Source organism: Sulfuriroseicoccus oceanibius, assembly GCF_010681825.2.
In the GTDB taxonomy this organism is placed as follows: domain Bacteria; phylum Verrucomicrobiota; class Verrucomicrobiia; order Verrucomicrobiales; family SLCJ01; genus Sulfuriroseicoccus; species Sulfuriroseicoccus oceanibius.
The window spans coordinates 658,354-679,929 of the sequence record NZ_CP066776.1 but is presented as its reverse complement, the minus strand read 5'-3'; the positions used below and the strand labels follow the sequence as shown (position 1 = coordinate 679,929).

The window sequence follows — 21,576 nt, the reverse complement described above, 5'->3', positions numbered from 1 at the left end:
GCTCCAAAAAAAAAAGACCCGCCACCGGATTACTCCAGTGACGGGTGATTGGGGGAATCCCGACCGGACGGGTTACTCGAACACAAGGTAACCAACCTGCGCCTTCGAGTGTCGCATCTCATCGTCCTCCATCTGATCTTCGACCAGATGCAGGCCCAGCGCGGTCGGAGTGATTGGCGACGCTCCCGAAAGCACCGCCCACGCTCCGTCGGTATGGTCCATTCCCGAGATGCTCAACGCGGCGGTGCTCGCGCTGCCGAGTGATCCGCTCAGATCATAGCTGAATGGCATGTCATCGTTACCGAAGCCACGCACGGTGTCGGCACCGAGCGCTGCCTCGTAGGCCACGCCATTGATCGTGCCATTGCCCGCTTCGATCACAATGTAACCGATGGTCTCGTCGGCACGCTCCGTGTTCGCGTCTTCACCCACGTGCTTGCCAACGCTCAGGTTGGCGGCATCCGCCGGCTTCATGCGGTGTGTGCCCATGCTCCAGAACACCGACCACTCCGAATCATTGGCGCTCATCACCTGACCAACCACCACCGGATTGGTGTAGCGGTTCTGGTACTCGCGTGCCTCGGCCACCCAGCTCTTGTCGTGAGCGGTCACCGTGGAAGTGAACTTCACCGCCTCAAGTGTCACACCGTCGGTCTCCTGGGTGTAGACACCCTCCTCGACCACGATCACCGAGACATCCACATTGACCTCGTCGGTCAGACCGTCGACTCGATCCACCTTCAGCTCGAAGCTGCTGCGCTCGACGTTGCGGATGCGGGTCACCACCGGCACCTGATGCTCACCCGAGTAAATCGGAGTCGCCACGATCACCGCCGAGTTGTAGCGCTTGCCGAGCTCCACCGTGGTCCAGGCCGAACTACTCACCGCACTGACGCTGGTGCGGATCAGTTTTGGCGACAGATCCGCCACGGTGTTGAAGGTTCCCACGCTACCCCAAACGGTGCCGGCACTGTTGCTGGCGCGAATGGTGAAGTAATACGCGGAGCCCTCGATCAAGCCGGTCAACGACGAGCTGTACTCACCGATCTCCTGGTTGCCCAGGCTCACGCTGGCTTCCCAATCAGCAGCAACCTGGCCACCGTCGGTCTCACCGTAGAAGAGCGTGATCGCAGGTGCCTCCAAGCCATCATCAGTCACGCTGTACGCCACCTCGGCGGTGGTCATTGTGATCGCGCTGGCCGCACCGGTGGCCACCTCTGGTTCGGTGACTTCGAGGATGTCGTTCACGTTCACGGCAATGATTGCCGAATCGCTGAGGCCGCCGGCATCAGTCACTTGAACCGTCAATGCATAGGCATTCAGCGCCTCGTAGTCGATCGCGCCGAGCGAGGTGATCACGCCGCTTGCACTGTCGATTGCGAATGCGCCGCCGGTGTTACCACCTGTGATTGCGAAGCTCAGGGTGTCATCGGCGTCGACATCGCTGGCGGCAACGGTTGCCACCACAGTGCCCGGCTCGACATTTTCATCCACGCGAGCGCTGCCATTCACGGCCACTGGAGCTTCGTTGATGTTGGTCACCGCAACCAACACCTCAGCCGTGTCGCTGAGTGCTGGTGTGCCGTTGTCGGTCACCGCCACGGTCAGCGCGTACGCTGGAGTGGTTTCGAAGTCGAGTGCTACTGCGGTGGTGATGTGACCCGCCGCATCGATTGCAAATGCACCCGACTCATTACCCGCCGTGATCGCATAGCTGAGGCTGGTTCCAGCATCGACGTCCGCTGCTTCAACAGTAGCCACCGAGCTTCCGATCGCCGCATCTTCCGCGATGGATCCCACCGCGTCGACTGCCACTGGCGCTTCGTTCACGTCTACCACGGCAACGGTAACCGCCGCAGTATCCGCAAGACCACCAGCATCGGTCGCCGTGATATCCAGCACATAACCAGCAACCGCTTCGTAGTTGATCGCTGCCGCCGTGGTGATCGCACCGCTGGCACTGTCGATCGCAAACGCGCCGCCGGTATTCCCTCCGGTGATCGCATAGCTCAGAGCGTCATCGGCATCGACATCGCTGGCAGCAACCGTTGCCACCACGGTGCCCGGAGCCACGTTTTCAGCCACGCTACCGCTCGCATCTTCGGCCACTGGAGCCTCATTGATGTCGGTCACCGCCACCAACACATCAGCCGTGTCGCTGAGTGCAGGTGTACCATTATCGCTCACCGTCACGGTCAGCGCGTAAGCTGGCGTGGTTTCGAAGTCGAGTGCCGCTGCGGTGGTAATGCGACCCGCCGCGTCGATTACAAACGCACCCGACTCATTACCCGCCGTGATCGCGTAACTGAGCGTCGTATTGGCATCGACGTCCGCCGCCTCAACGGCAGCCACCGCGGCACCCACGGCCGCATCTTCCGCGACGGAGCCTTCAGCAGCGGTTGCCACTGGTGCTTCGTTCACATCGGTCACGTTGACGGTCACCACAGCGGTCGCGGTCGCTCCGCTTTCATCGGTCACCCTCACCTCGAGCGGATAGGTCGTCGCAGACTCGTAGTCGAATGCCGACGTTGCGGTGATAGCACCGGTCACGTTGTCGATCACAAACACACCAGTCTCATTGCCAGCGGTGATCGCATAACCAAGCGCATCCCCTTCGTCCGAGTCAGCTGCATTAACGGTACCGACGAGCGTCTCGCCTTCGCTATTTTCCGCCACAGCGAAGACCGCGTCGTCCACCTGCGGTGCCGTGTTCGGCCCAATCGTGTCCACGACCACGTCGTCGACGCCGAACCAACCACCACCGGATGCCGTGCCCACACGCGAGATGCGCACGAACAACTGATCGCCTGGGTTCAGCTCACCGGTCTGGAATCGCTGGGTGAACACATGATCCTCTTTCGAATCCGGCGTCTGCCAGTCATCACCATTGGTAACGACCGCCTGCGGTCCGCCAATCAAACTCACAGCCGACGCCGCATCCTGACCGACCAACACATCGTAAGTCGCATTGAGCGTGCGTCCCGCAGCGTAGGTCTCGGTCAACAACACCAACGACAACTCATAGTGCGTGTTGTCGGTGATCTTCGCACCCGCGCTGGTGATGCTGGTGCCATCGACATAACTGATCCACAAGCGGCTGCGCCCGTAATTCCAGGTGTCGTAGATCCGCGTTGCGTTCGCGCCTGTGTTACTCGCGGTCCAGTTTCCGGTTGGAATACCAGCAACCGAGAAGTCGGATGGATTCTCCACGTCGTAGGATTCGAAATCTTCGAACAAAATAACGCTACCGGCCACCACGTTGATTTCCAACGTAGCTTGGTCCGTGCCGCCGTTACCATCGCTCACCTCGACGGTGAACGTATTGATGCCCGCGTCACGGATGGCAGGGGTTCCCGAAAGCGTACCATCGGTAGCCACATCCAGCCACGCCGGACCGGAAACCTTGCTGAAGCTCAGCACCGCGCCGGCATCCGGGTCGGCCGCACTTCCTGCCAAGGTGTCGCTGTAGGCCTCAAGGGTCATCCCCTCGGCACCGACGATCACGTCGTTGGCAAACACAGGCGCGTCATTGCTATCGGTCACCGTTACCGCCACGCTGGCCGTATCGCTCAGGCCCGCGGCATCGGTCACGCTCACGCCGAGCGTGTAGCTCGATGTGGTTTCGAAATCGAGAGCAGTTGCCGTGCGGATCACACCGTCGGCGTCGATCACAAACGCGCCGCCTGTGTTGCCGCTGATGAGCGCAAAGCTCAAGGCATCGCCTGCATCCGGATCGTTCACCTCCACGGTCGCCACAGCGGACCCGACCTCGGCGCTTTCCGCCACACTGCCGAAGCCATTCACCGCAACCGGCGCCTCATTGACATCGGTCACCGCCACGGCCACCGCCGCAGTATCGGTCAACCCGCCGTCATCGGTCACGGTCACGGTCAGCGCATAACTTGATGTCGATTCGAAATCGAGCGCCGAAGCCGTGGTGATCTGACCCGCAGCATCGATCGCGAACGCACCGCCGGTGTTGCCGCCGGTGATCTCATAACTCAACTCGCTGTTGGCATCGACATCGCTTGCTACTACTGCAGCAACCGCTGTGCCAACGGCTGCATTTTCAGCAACCGAGCCGCTCTGGTCCTGGGCCACCGGAGCTTCGTTCACATCGACGACCGCCAGGGCAATTGCCGCGCTGTCGCTGAGTCCGCCGGCATCCGTTGCACGCACGGTCAGGGTGTAACTTTCGAGTGTCTCGAAATCGAGCGCGCCGGCCACGGTGATCTCACCGCTTGCCGCATCGATCGCGAACGCACCACCGGCATTGCCATCAACGATGGCGTAGCCAAGCACGTCATCCGCATCAACATCCGATGCCACCACGGTTGTCACCACCGAACCAATGCTCGCGTCTTCGTTCACCGAGGCACTGCCAGCGACCACCACCGGAGCTTCGTTCTCGTTGGTCACATTCACCGTCACCACTGCCGCACCGGACTCGCCGCTGCGGTCGGTCGCCGTCACGGTCAGCGCATAACTTGCAGTCGCTTCGTAATCCAATGCAGCCGTTGTCGTGATCTCACCGGTAGAGCTGTCGATGACAAACGCACCGGTTTCGTCGCCGGCGGTAATTGCATAACTGACCACGTCGCCAGCGTCGGCGTCGGTTGCTGCCACGGTTCCCACCACGGCGCCGGCCTCTGCGTTCTCCGCCACAGCCAAGGTCACGTCGTCCACTTGCGGTGCGCTGTTTGGCCCAACGGTATCGACCAGGACGTCGTCCAATCCGAACCACCCGCCGCCCGACGCCGTCCCCACACGGGTGACACGCACAAACAACTTGTCGCCTGGGTTGAGCGATCCGGTCTGGAAGCTCTGACCGAACACATGATCTTCCTTCGAATCCGGTGTCTGCCAGTCGTCGCCATGGGTAACCACTGCCTGCGGTCCGCCAATGATACTCACTGCCGACTCCGCATCCTGACCGACGAGCACATCGTAGGTCGCGTTCAACGTGCGGCCACCAGCGTAGGTTTCCGTCACCATCACCGCCGAGAACGTGTAATGCGTGTTCTCAGCAACATTCGCTCCTGCGCTGGTGATGCTCGTGCCATCGACATTGCTGATCCACAGACGCGATCCACCGTAGTTCGACGTGTTATAGATCCGCGTCGCGTTCCATCCCGTGTTGCTAGAGGTCCAGTTACCGGTCGAAGTTCCAGCCACCGAGAAGTCGGACGCGCTCTCCACATCGTAGGCTTCGAAGTCCTCGAACAAAATGACGCTACCCTGAACCACATTGATCTGCACGGCAGCCTGGGCCACACCGCCATTGCCGTCGGCAACCTCAACGGTGAATGTGTTCAGCCCGGCATCACGGATGGCTGGAGTTCCTGAAAGGACGCCATCGGCAGCCACAACGAGCCACTCAGGGCCGCTGACCTTGCTGAAGCTCAATGCATCGCCCGCATCCGGATCAGAAGCACTTCCCGCCAGGGTGTCGCTGTACACTTCGAGCGTCATCCCGTCGGCCGCCACGATCGGATCGTTGGCAAAAACCGGCGCATCGTTGGAGTCTGTCACTGAAACCGCCACGCTTGCCGAGTCGCTGAGCCCACCATTGTCGCTGACAGTCACAGTCAGGACGTATGCCCCCGCTGCTTCGTGATCCAGCCCCGCTGTTGTGCTGATCGCACCAGTCGCAGGGTCGATTGTAAATGCACCGGACTCATTGCCCGCGGAGATCGCGTAACTCAACACGTCACCGGCATTCGGATCGGACGCTTCCACTGATCCAACGACCGCACCTGCTGCCAGATTCTCAGCAACCGTGAAGGCTGCGGCACTCACCGATGGCTCCAGGTTCGCAGATTCAGTGCCCAACCAAGCATCCTTATGCGCAGCAATCTCTGCTTCACTCAACGCATTATTGTAGGCAGCAAAGAGCAGAATACCCGGCTCGCTGTCATTGCGAATGCCTGAGGATCCCAGTACCGCCTCCGGATGAGTGAGGTTTGGTACTTGGTTCAAACGTCCTACCAACACACCGTCAACGTAAGCGCGCAACTCATCTGCCGCAGTGTCTACCACATAGGTGATGTGTGCCACTCGCCCATACGGACTTGCCACCGATTGACCGCTCTCAGCAGTCAGCCTCCAGTCAGCACGTCCCCTCAAGGTCGCACCGAGCTCGTTGGTATTGTGCCACTGCTCGAGGCGCAACTGCCAACCATTAGCAGCCAAGAGGTTGCCCCATGTCTGCCCGAAGTTCACGGAATCCACCACAAACTCATAAGTGGCATCACCCGAAATTGCCGACAGATCCACGGTCGTCGTCGAGTCGCCACCCAGCGCTGCCGTGCGTCGGATCAACACGTCCGATCCGGTATCCACGGCATCAGCCCAATCCGAAATACCACCCGGCTGGTTGTTAATATTAACGGTAATGTTTGCAACGCCGGTCAGACCACCCAGATCGGTGACCGTCACACCCAGCACGTACTGGTTTGCCACGTCGTAGTTCAATTCTGCAGCAGTGCTGATCTCTCCCGTCCCCGGGTCAATCGCAAACCCGCCAGCCGGATCACCAGCAGTAATCGCGAAGGTGAACACGTCACCAACATTGCTGTCGCTGGCGGTAACAGCACCCAGCACGATACCCGCAGGCTGCTTTTCATCGACCTCGAACGTTGCATCGTTGGCAACCGGGGCATAGTTCGGAACATCCCCACGCCAGTACTCATAGTGAGTAACGATTTCTTCGGCATCGAGCGCACTGTTATATGCCGCAAATCCATGAATCCCAGGTTCCGCGTCGGTGCGCAGCGCGGAATTCCCGAGAGTCGCCGCGGCATGAGCTAGATTTGGCGTTCGGTTCAGACGGCCCACCAACACAGAATCCACATACACACGGGTCTCTCCGGCCACGGTATCGACTACGAAAACCAAGTGCACGAGGCTCCCGTACGGTGACGCTACCGACTGCCCGCTCTCGGCCGCGAATCGCCAATCCGCCACACCGGACTGCGTGATCCCGAGGCGTCCTGTGTTACTCCACTGCTCGAATCGCAAGCTCCAGCCATTCGCAGCCAACACACTCAACGCAGATTGACCATTGTCCTCCGCATCGATCAAGAACTCGTAAGTCGCATCGCCGCTGATTGACGACAGATCCACCGTTGTCGTGGTATTGCCCGCCAAGCCAGTGGTATCCTTGATCACAGCCGTCGTGCCATCGTCCACGCCGACTTCCCAGCTGCTGATACCATCCAAACGGTTGAGCACTTCGATCTCGACCACGCTCTGACTGATAAGCCCCAGACTGTTAGTTGCGCTTACGGTCAGCGAGTAGGCATCCTGCAACTCGTAGTCCAAATCACCGAGCGTCGTGATCTCGCCACTGGTTGCATCAAGGGCAAACAAACCGTCGCCATTGCCTCCAGTGATTGCGTATGCCACCGGCGTATTCCCTCCGGTGTCGTTGGCATTGACCACACCAACCGACACACCACTGCCCGCGTTTTCCGCCACGCTCATGGAATAAATCGCGCGATCGAAAGCCGGAGGCATCACCACCGACGCCCCCTGCACACCACCAGTGAAATACTCAAGATACTCGCCTCCGATTGGAGCATCTCCATTATCGGGTGCCGCATCACCTGGCTTGCGCCATGCCACCGCACAGTGGTCACCTCCGCCACCTTCCTTGTGCAGCACTTCAATATAGTAACGCTCACCCGCCACCAGGTTAATTGCCCCCGACTTGCCTCCCGACGCCCATGCTCGCGCTCCGGTAAAGCCACCAACGCTCGCAACCTGCACCTTATTGGCTGGCTGATCGTCGGTGGACAACCACAGCTCGGACGCATCATCCGATGTGATGTAGAAATAGTACGCCCCCGTCACATCCGGACGCACCCAACCTGACCAACGGGCACCGTACGAATCACCAATCCCACTTTCGCTCTCGGCGTTGGCGATCACTCCACCCGAGCTTGGGAAACGAGGATAGTTGCTATTACCGGTCAGAGTGGCAATCGAACCACCACCGATGCTATCAAACTGATCACGCCACAATCCGCCACTGGTAAGCACTCCAGCGTCGGAAATCGTAAGTGTTGTGGTAACCGACGTGAGCGCACCATCAGGCGATGTCACCACGCAATAGTAATCACCTGCATGGCCAGCCCCCACATTCTCAAAGCTCAGACTCGAGGACGAACTCACTCCAAACGAAGTCTCCCCGGAGATCCACTCATACACGAACGGCCCATCGCCCTCGACTGCAATATCAAACGTCACAGAGCCGCCCAAAGTCGTGCTCTGCTCCTCCGGTTGCGCCACAATTTCCGCCGTATCCGCCACAGCCAACACGTCACCGGAAATCACAGTCGGCTCGGAAATGCCAGGACCACTCCAAGCCACCGCCGCGTGGTCGCCGCCGCCGCCTTCTTTGTGCAGCAACTCGTAGTAGTACATCTCGCCTGCGGTCAATGTCACCGCCGCACTGGTCTGCGACGCATAGGCCGTCCAGTTGTATCGGCTGGTCCATCCGTTCAACGAACAAATCGCCGTCGCTCCCGCAGGATCGGTTCCTCCACTGTTCAGCCGGAACTCCACCGAGTCATCACCAGCCACATAGAATGTGTATGCGCCCGTCGTTGGCGGGATCAAGTAGCCGCTGATACGCTGACCGTAGCTGTTACCCAAACTACCGGTGTCGAGCGCAGTCACGGTCGCTGTGGTGTCCGGCGCATTCGGATACTTCGCGTTGCCGGTCAGGTCGCTCACACTTGCTCCGGAGATATCGGTGTAGATGCGCTGGCGAGCTTTACCCAAAATATAACCGTCAGGATCCTCGGAGGTGTCGACCACCACATCAATCGGCTCGGTCAGCGTGTAGGCGCCTTTGACGACTTCGAGCTGAATCCGGTACGTCCCGTCCTGCGGGAAGCTCACCGTAGTGCTCGCCGTGTTGGTCGAGGAAAAGCTCACACTTGCCGAGCCGGCAACATGCGTCCAGTTCGCCGTGTAATCCGCCGGCTGAAGCGACGTCCCCTGATAATCGGTGATATCGACAGTGAATGCCTGTGAGGTCGTATCGATCTCAACGCGACGCGCGTCGAGCGTCGGCCACGTCAGATACGGGCTTTGGAAGTCCGCGTGAATACGGGAGGTGTCAATGCTGGCAACCGTTGCCAGATTTCCGCTCGCAACGGCCTTGGCCATGGCCACACCGGCATACGCCACGCGCCCTGTGTTCACATAGCCATCGCCTCCGTTGTTCTCACGCCCACCGAAGTAACGCAGCGCGTCACCTGTCGTACGATGGAAATGGTAGAACATACGCTGGTTCTCCATGATGAAGCGCTGGTCGCGGTCCGGAAGATACGGCAACACAAACTGATAAAACTGAGTCCCCCCCACAGTGTAGGCGTGCGTGTGCTGCATCCGCTGCCACTGGCGCGACAAATAGTCCTTCATCCGCGTCAGCACGTCCTCGTCTGCGGCATTAAGCCCACCGTAAACCGACATCGCATACGCCACCCCTGCGGTACGTCCGCCGGAGTCATAGCCTCCCTGGCGCCACGCGTAGCCGATGTTACCATCTTCAGCACCGCCATTGAGCGTGGTCGTGCTCTTCACCCAGTTCCAGCTGGCCATCATCTTGGCATCATCAATGGTAGCACCCGCCTGCTTTAGCATCGCCAACGCGGTCATTGCATGCGCGTTGATAATGTTAATCCCTGAATAGCCGATGTGCGGGTAGTCACCGCCCACACCGCCGTGCCCCATAAGGCCAACCTTGGTAGGACCATTGGACCCTCCATACGGAGGCTGTTGCCACGTCTGGATCCGAGCCGCCAGCAAATCCGCCGCACGCTGCACCGTTTCATCCACCGACGTGTCGCCCGTCTTCGCGCGGTACTCCGCAAGGAACATCGCCCACGTGGAAAGCCCCCAGTTCTCCAATCCCGACCCCACATGGCTCTGGTCATCCGGGTTGCTATCTTCCTCCGATCCATCGTTCGGCGTGCCATCCAGGTTGGTCGCCTCCACTGGGTTCAAAATCGCGCCTTCCAGAACTGTTACCGCACGGTCGCGCATCTTGTTGATCGACACACGGTACGGCTTGTCCCCGCTGGTCTCGTTCCAATTCGGATCCGCCAGCAGGATCATGCCATAAAAGCCAGTCATGTAGCCCACATCCCCATTCGCCGATCCTGCGATGTTCTCATGAATCTTGCCCGCAGCACGCTCGTAAAGCGCATCAAACTTCTCACTCCCAAGTGGATAAGCCGGACCAAACGCCCCCGCTGCCGGCAAACTCACTGTAACTTCCACCATCCCAACCCCGGGACGCAACAACTGCAACGGCATCAACCCGTCACCCGACTCCGCCCGCTCGATCGCCTCGGCAAACCCCTGCGGCGCCCCCTTGTAGCCACTGGTCGATGGCCCGGTAGCGGCAAATCGCTCGCCAAACGCACCCATGATGAAATCACCCACCTGGATTCCAGCCTGCTCGGCAGGACTTCCCGCCTCAACTTCACGCACTGCAATGTATGACTTGCCCGACTGAACCTGGAACGATCCACCAACGGGGCCCATCGACCACCAGTCGTTGTCATTACTCGCCTGCAGCGGCGCCATCGTGGCTAGTGCGAATGATCCGATCGCGACACGAGCGATCGATGAAAGAACTTTGGAGCCCTTCATAGGTTGTTGCTATTTGTTGGAGTTGGTTTGTTGCGGGGGCAAAAGATGCCATCTAAACACGTTAGATAACACCTCAGGGACAATCGCGTGGAAGGTTGCAGCATTTCATTATTTTGCACCTGCAAATTTGAAATATTTGCCACTCTTCTACCAACACAATACTCCCGCTAGCCCCACCCCTCATCACCCACTCCTAGGAAACCGCAGGCTTGAGGATCTCGGCGTTTGCGAAGAGCTCGGGGATCGCCCCATCGCAACACGCCCACCTACCAATTTCCCGATGGACCAACGACACTCATGTCGTTGCCCCCAGCCCCGCCTCCCCCTTCTTCGTGTATTTCGTGCTCTCCGTGGTAGCTCAACCAGAGAAGGCTCACGCAAAGACCCAAAGCTCCCGAAGAACGACAAGCTCCAACGTCCACCCAAGACGGTGAGGACACCGTCACTCCAGCCAAAAACGCGCCATTGCGACGTCCCCTTATCCGCGCAAATCAGCGGCATCTGCGGTTCCAAAAGCCACCACCAGTTGCACCGCTCCAAAAAAATCACCCGCCACCGGATTGCTCCAGTGGCGGGTGAATTAGGCAGGGGGATTACCGGGGGATTAAGAAGTTTTACTCGAACACAAGGTACCCCACTTGCGTGGTGGTGTGCCTCAACTCGCTGTCTCCCATCTGGTCTTCCAACGCGTGCAAGCCCAGGGTGGTCGGCGTGATCGGATTGGAACCCGAGAGCACCGCCCACGCTCCGTCACCACCGTCCATACCCGAGATGCTCAGGGCCGCTGCACTCGCGCTGCCCAGTGTGCCACTCAAGTCATAGGTGTATGGTGTCGAGCTATTATCGAATCCGCGCACGTTATCCGCACCCAGCCCGGCCTCGTAGGCCACTCCGTTGATCGTTCCGTTGCCGGACTCGATCACGATGTAACCAATGGTCTCATCAGCGCGGGTCGCATTCGGATCTTCACCCACGTGCTTGCCTACGTTCAAGTTCGAGGCATCCACTGGGTTCTGACGCGAGTCACCCATGCTCCAGAACACCGACCAGCTGGCGTCGTTCGCGCTCATCACCTGACCAACGACCACCGGATTGGTGTAGCTGTTCTGGTACGCGCAGGCTTCCGCCACCCAGCTGTTATTCTCGGCAGTCACCGTCGAGGTGTACTTCACCGCTTCCATGGTCACTCCGTCGGTGGCCTGGGTGTAGACCCCTTCCTCCACAGCGATCACCGACACGTCGATGGTTACCTCACCGGTCAGTCCGTCGGCGCGGTCGATCTTGAGATCGAAGCTGCTGCCGCTGACATTGCGGATGCGGGTCACCACTGGTGGTGTGCTTGTGTTTGGATAGATCGGAGTCGCCACGATCACTGCCGAGTTGTAGCTCTGACCGAGATCCACGGTCGTCCAAGTGCTGCTGCTGACCGCACTGACGGTGGTGCGCACTAACTTCGGCGACGTATCCGCCACGGTGGTGAACGATCCACTGCTGCCCCACACGGTGCCGGCACTGTTGCTGGCCTGCACGGTGAAGTAGTAGGTGGTTCCTGCGGTCAACCCAGTAAGCGCGGCGTTGTAGCTTCCTGCCGCCTGGTTGCCCTGGGCGATGCTGTTGCTCCAATTGCCAGCCACTTGGCCACCGTCGGCCTCACCGTAGTAAACAGTCACTGCCGGTGCGTCACCACCATCATCACTGATGGTGTAGGCCACATCGGCCGATGTCTGGGTCACCGCGCTGGCAACCCCGGTCGCAACCACTGGCGCGGTTACTTCGATGATGTCGTTCACGCTCACGCTCACCAAAGCGGTGTCGCTCAGGCCACCGGCATCGGTCACCGTCACGGTCAGCGCATAACTGCTCACCGCTTCGTAGTCGATCGCTCCGGCTGTGGTGATCACACCGCTGTTGCTATCGATTGCGAACGCACCACCGGTATTACCTGCGGTAATTGCATAGCTGAGCGTGTCACCGGCATCGACATCCGATGCGGTTGCGGTTGCCACCACGGTACCGACGCTGACGTTTTCATCGACGCTGCCGCTGCCATCGTTGGCAACCGGCGCCTCGTTGACGTTGGTCACGGTCACAGCCACCGCAGCGGTGTCGCTGAGTGCTGGTGTGCCGTCATCCGTCACGGTGACGGTCAACGCGTAGCTTGGCGTGGTCTCAAAGTCGAGAGCCGCAGCCGTGGTGATCGCACCAGTTCCGGCATCGATTGCAAATGCCCCCGACTCGTTACCCGCGGTGATCGCGTAGCTGAGCACGGATCCGGCATCGACGTCGCTGGCCGCCACGGTTGCCACCGCAGCACCTACTGTCGCGTCTTCCGCCAGGCTGCCGCTGTTGTCTTCAGCCACCGGCGCCTCGTTGACGTCGGTCACGTTGACGGTCACAGCCGCGGTGTCGGTTGCGGCACTGCCATCGGTGACCGTCACGGTCAGCGCATAACTGGCAGCGGTTTCGTAGTCGAACGCAGCGGTCGTGGTGATCGCACCGGTCGCGCTGTCGATGGCAAACTCACCACCTTCGTTACCTGCGGTGATTGCGTAGCTGAGCGTATCGGCCGCATCCGCATCAGCTGCGGTCACGGTTCCCACAGCCGTACCAGCAGCCTCGTTTTCAGCCACAGCGAAGATGGCGTCATTTGCTACTGGTGCGCTGTTGGCGCCCACGGTGTCGACCATCACGTCGTCCACACCGAACCAACCACCGGTCGATTCGACGCCCACACGAGTGAAGCGCACGAACAACTGATCGCCTGGGTTAAGAGCTCCGGTCTGGAAGCTCTGGCTGAACACATGATCCTCTTTGGAATCATCAATCTGCCAAGCGTCGCCATTGGTCACCACAGCCTGCGGCCCACCAATGATACTAGTGGCCGATGCCGCGTCCTGACCGACAAGCACGTCGTAGGTTGCATTCAGCGTGCGCCCTGCGGTTCCCGTCTCAGTCACCATCACCGCAGACAAGGTGTAATGTGTGTTTTCCGCGACCGTCGCACCAGAGCTGGTGATGCTGCTGCCATCCACGTTACTGATCCACAAACGGGTGCCGCCGTAGTTCGTGGTGTCGAAGATACGGGTCGCATTCGACGCCGTGTCGCTAGCCGTCCAGTTTCCTGTCGGCGTGCCGCCAACCGAGAAGTCAGATGGGTTCTCCACGTCGTAGCTTTCGAAGTCATCGAAGAGCACCACGCTGGTAGCTGCCACGTTGATCTCAAGAGTTGCCTGAGCCGTGCCGCCGTTACCGTCGCTCACCTCGACGGTGAACGAATTGAGCCCCGCATCGCTAACGCCAGGGGTTCCCGAGAGCGCACCGTCGGTAGCAACCGAGAGCCAGGCTGGTCCCGAGACCTTGCTGAAGCTCAGCGTATCGCCGGCATCCGGATCGCTCGCGCTGCCCGCCAATGTTCCAGTGTAAGCGGCCAAGGTCGAACCGTCGGCAGCTACGATTGGATCGCTGGCGAAGACCGGCGACTCATTCACATTGGTCACGGCGATCGTAACAGTTGCCGCATCGCTGAGGCCACCGCCATCGGTGACGCTCACGCCGAGCGTGTAGCTGCTGGTCGTCTCGTAGTCCAATGCCGCAGCCGTGGTGATCGCACCAGTTGCTGAATCGATTGCGAATGCACCGCCGGTGTTACCGCTGGTGATGGCGAAGCTCGCGCTGTCGCCGGCATCCGGATCGCTCACAGCGACGGTTGCCACTGCGGTTCCCACAGTCGCATCCTCAGCCACACTGCCCGAACCATCACTGGCCACAGGTGCTTCGTTGACGTTGGTCACGCTCACGTTCACAGCCGCCGTATCGGTCAAGCCGCCGCCGTCGGTGACGGTCACGACCAACGCATAGCTGCTGCTGGTTTCATAATCGAGCGCGGTCGCGGTGGTAATGTTACCCGCCGCATCAATTGCAAATGCACCGCCGGTGTTGCCATCGGTGATCGCGAAGCTTGCGCTGTCGCTGGCGTCCGGATCGCTCACCGCAACGGTTGCCACCGCGGTTCCCACGGTTGCATCTTCCGCCAGACTGCCAGAGCCATCGCTCGCAACCGGTGCTTCGTTCACGTTGGTCACGTTCACGTTCACCGCCGCGGTATCGGTCAGGCCACCGCCATCAGTGACGGTCACGACCAATGCATAGCTGCTGGTGGTTTCGTAATCGAGCGCAGTTGCGGTGGTGATATTACCCGCTGCATCGATTGCGAACGCACCACCGGTGTTGCCACTGGTGATGGCGAAGCTTGCGCTATCGCCGGCATCCGGATCACTCACAGCGACGGTTGCCACTACAGTTCCCACTGCCGCGTCTTCCGCTACGCTTCCCGATCCATCGCTGGCCACTGGGGCTTCGTTGACGTTGGTGACGTTCACGTTCACCGCTGCGATATCGGTCAGGCCACCATTGTCGGTGACAGTCACGACCAACGCATAGCTGCTGGCGGTTTCGTGATCGAGAGCTGTCGCCGTGGTGATGTTACCAGCTGCATCGATAGCGAATGCACCGCCGATGTTACCACTGGTGATCGCAAAGCTTGCGCTGTCGCCGGCATCTGGATCGCTCACCGCAACGGTTGCCACTGCGGTTCCCACTGTCGCGTCTTCTGCCAGGCTGCCCGAGCCATCGCTCGCTGCAGGGGCTTCGTTCACATTGGTCACGTTGACTGTCACTGTCGCAGTGTCGTTCAGAACAGGTGTTCCATTGTCGCTCACCGTAACGGTCAGTGCGTAGCTTGCGGTGGTCTCGAAATCGAGAGCTGCTGCTGTCGTGATATTGCCGTTCGAGTCGATCGCAAAGGCGCCCGACTCATTGCCCGCCGTGATGGCGTAGCCCAATGTGTCACTTGAGTCGATATCCGCCGCAGCCACACTCGCAACCACGGTGCCAACCGCTGCATCTTCCGCAACCGACCCGCTGCTGTCGTTCGCAATCGGCGCGTCGTTCACGTTCAACACAGTTACGTTCAATGTCGCATCCGCCGTAAGGCCTCCCTCGTCGGTGGCGCGAACGGTAAAGGCATTCGCCCCTACATCGCCATTGGTTGGGGTGCCGCTCACCGATCCGTCGGCGGCCACACTGAGCCAGGCAGGACCACTGACCTTCGAGAAGGCAATGCTGTCGCCGGCATCCACATCAGCGGCATCGGCGCCGATCGATGCAGTGTAGGCCTCATCCTGGGTGGCATCCGCTTTGGCAATAGGATCCACGGAGAACGATGGAGCACTGTTTGCTCCCAGCCCGACGACTTCGATGTCATCAAATCCGACCCAGTCAGAACTTCCAGCCAAGACGTCGAGGCGCACGGCAATCTGTTGCCCTGCCTCCGCAGCTGAGGCTGTGAAGTAAACCGATGGCCCGGCCACTTTCCCAAACAGGTTCAATTCCGCGATCGTGCCCGAATCACCTGCAAGCGGTGTGAACGTGGTGCCATCCCATGTTCCCAGCGCCACTTCGTAAAGCAACGTACCGTTTGCCGATGCCGCACGAGATGCGTTCCACTTGAGCTCATAGCGGTCACCCTCGACAAATGTGTCGGCCAACTGATTGACCACACCGATTGGCTGCCCGGCACTCACCGAGATCAACATCTGCGTGGCTCCATTACCGGTGTTGAAGATCCGCGAATCATTCACCACTTCAACCCAGTTGCCACCGAGCGTCGAACCCGCAGCTCCCTCGAAGTCCTCACCCCACAATGTGACAGGGCCAGACTCCACGGAGATATTGAGTGTCGCGGTGTCCGAGCCACCATTGCCGTCCTCGACCTGTACGGTGAACGCATTGTCACCAACATCGGCAAGACCAGGCGTGCCACTGAGCGATCCGTCAGCAGAAACGACCAACCAAGCCGGACCTGTAACTTTGCTAAAGGTCAGCACATCGAGCGGGTCCGCATCCGTTGCGGATCCAGCAAGCGTCCCGGTGTACTCAACACCACTCTGACCACCAGTGCCGGCAATCGGATCGTTGGTGAAGCTTGGGACCGCATTGATGGCGACTCCAGTCACACGCAGGTTGTCGATCATGCCACCCTTGTCGCCGTCCATCTCAAAGCGGAGGTCGACATTGCCTGGCACGTTCACCGCCACCTCGGCCGAGCGCCACGGCTTGTCGGAAAACGATGGGTTAAGCCCCACAATCTCTCCCGCCCAGGCTTCCACCCATCCAGCGCCGGTGTTGTCGTTGTACAACACGCGCAGCGTTGCGTTGCTGCTGCTGGAGAACGAAGCGTAGTCAAAACTAACCGTGCCCACACCGTGGTCGGTGCCAGGAATCTCCACATCCACCTGGGAGAGGTTGGCCGAAAGCCCGAAGGTCAAGGCCTGCACACCTGCAGGTGGAATGTCGGTGCGGTTCCAAATGTCCACATCCGCCACCTCGGTCCAAGTCACTCCTGCGTTGTCTACAAGCGTTCCCAATGCAGATGTCCCACCGGCGGTGAAGCCAGTGAAGCCGTCGCCTTCCTCGAAGCTGGTGTCGATCAGAACCGGCTCGGCATTGAAGCCTCGTCCAGCCACACCTTCGCTGTAGATGTGATCAATCTCAGCAGTCGAGAGCGCGCGCTGCCAGACCGCAAAGTCATCGAACAGAGCCTCAAGGTTTTCACCGGTGCTGTTATAGGTCGCACCGATCGACACCTCACGCCCCAGGCTCGCGATGTCGTAAATCGTCTCGCTCTGGGTACCAATGGCCACGCCATCCACCCACATAGTGGTGGTTCCGGCACCATCATTATGCGCCACTACATGGTGCCACTGCCCGTCATTGATATTCGCGTCGAAGATCTGAGCCCCGCCAGAGCTGCCGTCGAATACCGGCTGCAAATCTCCGTTGTAGAAGCGCACGAAGACCGCACCTCCCATATCGAAGACTTTTTCGCCTCCATTCTGGGTCGATGTCGTGTTGATCCAGAACGAAACCGTGAGCCCGCCGTTGACCGGACGCGACACTGGGTTCGTGGCATACGAACGCAACGCGTCCGCCGAGCTGCTGAGATCCACCGCTTGCCCAATGGCACCGGGAGCTCCAGCCACCGCATCCACCGACTCGAAGTCCGATGCTGGCAGTGCAATGTCGTCAAAGGTATGCGTCACTCCATTGGCAACCTGGACATCAGCATCGTCCATGGTCAAATGCAGGACCAGTCCGTTGACCAGACCATTGGCAGCCGTGCTGAAACTCCAAACGGTTCCTGGGATCAATGTCCCACCGTCGACTTCATCAATGCGCCAGAAATAGTTGGTCGATGGGCTCAACGCCCCCGGATCAAATGTCGTCGCCGACTGACGACCCATGTACTCGGGCGACGCAGTCGTCGCAGCCTCCACAGCCGCCGCATCGGTACCGAAATAGACGTCGTGCTGATAGCTGCTCTGCCCTGACAACCACTCCAGCGTGGTCGCCAAAGACTGGCCCAGTGCGTTTGGTGCCGGCTGGATCGGAGCCGCCGGAACCTCACCCACTCCGTGCAAGGCCTGCACTTCCGCAGGAGTCAGTGCTTTGCTGTAAAGACTGGTCTCATCCACAGCCATGGCACCGCCACCACCGATCTTGAAGTCCTCACGCCCGTTGAACACAAAGAACCCGCTCGGCAACGATGCCGCACTGCCAACTTCCTCGCCGTTCACATAAAGACGCAGGGTGTCATCACTGCGGTCGATCACCATCGCCACGTGATACCAGGCATCGGTCGCCAATGGCGTCCCAGAGGAAACCGAATACTGCCCCTGCAAACCATCCCACACCCGTACGGTCGCGGTGAAGCCCGAGCCCGCATTCGCTGTGATCTTGTAGCCCAGGTTCGCTGCATTGATCTTGGAAAGCACCGTCGCACTGGTCGACGCCGCATCCAGCTTCACCCACGTCGCCGCAGTGAAGCTCTGGTCCATCGGATCGAAGAAGTTGCTCGCCGGCGCATCCAGCGGGTAGTCCGTGGTGTAGCCCTCGATCAGATTGGAGTTGTTGCCAATCACATAATCGCCGCTGCCCAAGGCCAGCGCGGAGCCCACTGGCCCCTGAACCGATCCCGAGACAAAATCCGTCCCGACAACCGCCCCCGAGTGACCATTGCCAGAGGCATCACTGGCGGAAGTGCCACTGGTGTCCTCCATGTTCCAGTGAGCAGCCAATCCCTGGTTGATCACTTCCACGTGGATCACCCCACGGGTGTAAAGTCCCGGTGCATCCTCGACTTCATAAACGATCACGTCTTTGCCGACGTAACCTGCAGCCGGCGTGTAGGTCAGCATATCGCCGTCAGCGGTAACCGTACCGCCCTGGGCTGTCGTCGTGGTGTGCGACCGGATCGAGAGCGCATCGCCATTGGCATCGTAATCGTTGGCCAATGGCAAAAGCACCACCGCCGTGTCCACCATCGTCGTCGCCACATCGGTGTAAGCCCGAGGGTGCACATTGGTGCGGTAGTTGGTCAGCAATTCAATCCCATCATTCTGGTCGATCTGAATCTGACGCGTATACAGAACACGCTGCGTATTCATCTCCCCGTGGGACGGATGACTACCGGTCATGGTCTCACGACCGTAAAAGTAGTGCTGGCAGCGCCAGTTATGCCCCACCTCATGGTACAACGCGTTTACAGACACCGACAGGTTCGGTCCGTAGAACTCGTTGCCACTGGCGTAACCACCGGCATAGGTGAAGTTGTATGGGAACCACGAGTGAATGAAACCACGCGCATTCTGCCCCTGAGCATCCCATTCGGTCTTCAACATCGAGTTGAACTGACCTGCATTCCCCGCTGTCGGGAAGTAAAACTGCTCTTTGCGGATGATCACCTCGGTGAGCTCCATGCTGAGCTTGGCATCACGAGCGTTGAAGTAATCGAAAATATTCCACTGGTGCTCGAGCCACACCATGGTCTGGACCACACTCTGGCCGTTCCGATCGAAAAACTGACTCGGCACATCCTCCACACCATGCGCCCGGTACAACTCCACCGGAGGCAAGTACTGCCCCGGAAGGCCGGCTGCCACTGGCGTCCCCCCGCCAGCTGCCAGAGCGGCCGGTGCCGGAGCAACCGACCCGCCATTGCCCAACTCGGCCGTGACATCATCGCCGGAAATCGTCCAAAGACGTCCACTACCGTCATGAACCTCCGCTTGCAGCGTGTTGTCCTCATTGATCACCGCGAAAACCACGTGGTTCGGGTTCTCAGTCAAATGCCCGCGATAGGTTCGCGCTGGAAGCCCGGGGTTGGTCGGCGAGTGCTCCACCACATACCCATTGGTCGAATCCCACGACAGAATACGGCAGTCCGTCGAGCGAATGGTGTGCTTGTGCAGGTTCAGCTCGACCATTTCGCCACCACCTTTATCCACGGTGACTTGGAAGGTTTCTGGTAATTGCGCCATTGCCGGTGCCACCAGGCACACGGCGAATCCAACCACAGACGCGGAAAACGTCCGGATTGTCGAGCACACTACATCACTGCAGGAAGAGGCGAATCGGGTCATTGTTGTGTGGGGGGAAGGGGTTAGAGACGTGCTCCAATCAGCCCGAAAGTGACGCGATCGTCACACCAAGCTTTAAGAGCGCTAATGGTCATACCCCGACTCGATCAAAATCCGTGAACAATGCGTGCCGGTTTTATTGCCAGACCAGCAGCTTTTTTGAAAGACGCCCCAGCCTCTCAAATCCGTGCGGTTCTAGCCCCCACATTCGTTAGCCCACACGTCACCCAACGTGCATCAACACCACGTCGAGAGATTCGGATTTTAAAAAACGCGTCATCAAATTTCTAAAGAAATGCGAAATGTAACTATAATTAAGAGATAAAACAATAGTTACAACAATCGCCATAAAAACCATAAAAATAAACCCCGTTTATTTTATGGCAGAACCTTGAACGGGTGAATCCGTCTAGATAATTTAGTTCGTAGACGGTTGATGAAATACTCTTTTTGTGAGCGCCCCCCTAGTCGCACACCACCCACTCATCTTCAACTCCTAGGAATAGCCTATTGAAATTTAGCACCCGAGGCTCAGGCCAGTGAAATCAACGAACCACAAAGCGCCTGCCCTCGAAAAAACTACACAATCGACATACCGACCGAAGCCAACCCACCCCCGAGCCACTCTAAAAACCATAAAACAACCCCGGTTTTCGCTCGGGATTCTGTGAATCCCTCTCCCCCCAAAAGCCATGAGCAACAAACTTTCATTCTCCCCCCTTTGGATCGCCGCAACAGCGACCACGCTGAGCCTATTGCCCAGCGCCTTGGGATCGTCGGAGAGCACCAACACCAACAACTGGGTTGGGCAAATCTCCACCCCTGCCCAAACGGTGAGTGTGGGAGACGTCCCTGACATCTCCTGGCAGGTGCAGTACCCGCTGACCCTGGACGACATGATCAATTTCGAGGGCAAGTCGCTGCAGTCCAAGCGCAACATCCGCGCCGAAGTCCGTGTCATCGGCTCAGGCTGGGGCACCAAGACCAAGTTCTATCACGTCAAAGGCTCGCTCTACACCGGCACGGGTTGGGAGGAGATCTTCTTCGGCAACAATTATGACGTCGACCCATCAGCGGTGGTGTATCAGAAAAATGTTGCCGAGGGCACCGTGATCGATGCAGCCGGCCAAGGAGGCATGAACTGGGGGGCCGACTGTACCAGCTGGTCGGACTGGTACCGCACTTGGGACGTCACCCCAAATGTCGTTGTCTTACGGGATGGAGACTCAGCCCCACAGCTCGATCCAGCCTACGAGATCCAAGCGTCTGTGAAAGACTACCTCTCTCCCTACATCAGCAGCGAGACCGGCCTGATCACACTTGGTCCTCACGATGTGATCTACCTGTGGGACTTTAACAACTACGGATCCAGCGGATGGGATCTGCAGGACCTTTGCGTCCTGGTCACCTTCTCCGAACTGCCCCAATAACC

3 protein-coding genes are annotated in these 21,576 nt (G+C 59.2%); 1 reads left to right on the top strand and 2 read right to left on the bottom strand.

The annotated features are described in order from the left end of the window. Positions 1 to 72: 72 nt before the first annotated feature. Both G3M56_RS02605 and G3M56_RS02600 read right to left on the bottom strand, forming a co-directional pair. Positions 73 to 10,668, bottom strand: coding sequence for a cadherin domain-containing protein (locus tag G3M56_RS02605; protein WP_164363048.1), 10,596 nt, complete (start codon positions 10,666 to 10,668; stop codon positions 73 to 75). Between the two features lie 614 nt (positions 10,669 to 11,282). After that, entirely contained in the window at positions 11,283 to 20,147 is an 8,865-nt protein-coding gene (locus G3M56_RS02600; RefSeq protein ID WP_164363046.1) for a cadherin domain-containing protein, read from the bottom strand. 689 nt (positions 20,148 to 20,836) lie between these two features. Here G3M56_RS02600 and G3M56_RS02595 point away from each other — a divergent pair. Further along, entirely contained in the window at positions 20,837 to 21,574 is a 738-nt protein-coding gene (locus tag G3M56_RS02595; RefSeq protein ID WP_164363044.1) for a hypothetical protein, read from the top strand. Positions 21,575 to 21,576 lie beyond the last annotated feature (2 nt).

Excerpts from the sequence above, each read along its gene's own strand:
- G3M56_RS02595 (WP_164363044.1), top strand. The coding sequence starts at position 20,837 with ATGAGCAACAAACTTTCATTCTCCCCCCTTTGGATCGCCGCAACAGCG.
- G3M56_RS02605 (WP_164363048.1), bottom strand. The coding sequence starts at position 10,668 with ATGAAGGGCTCCAAAGTTCTTTCATCGATCGCTCGTGTCGCGATCGGA.
- G3M56_RS02600 (WP_164363046.1), bottom strand. The coding sequence starts at position 20,147 with ATGACCCGATTCGCCTCTTCCTGCAGTGATGTAGTGTGCTCGACAATC.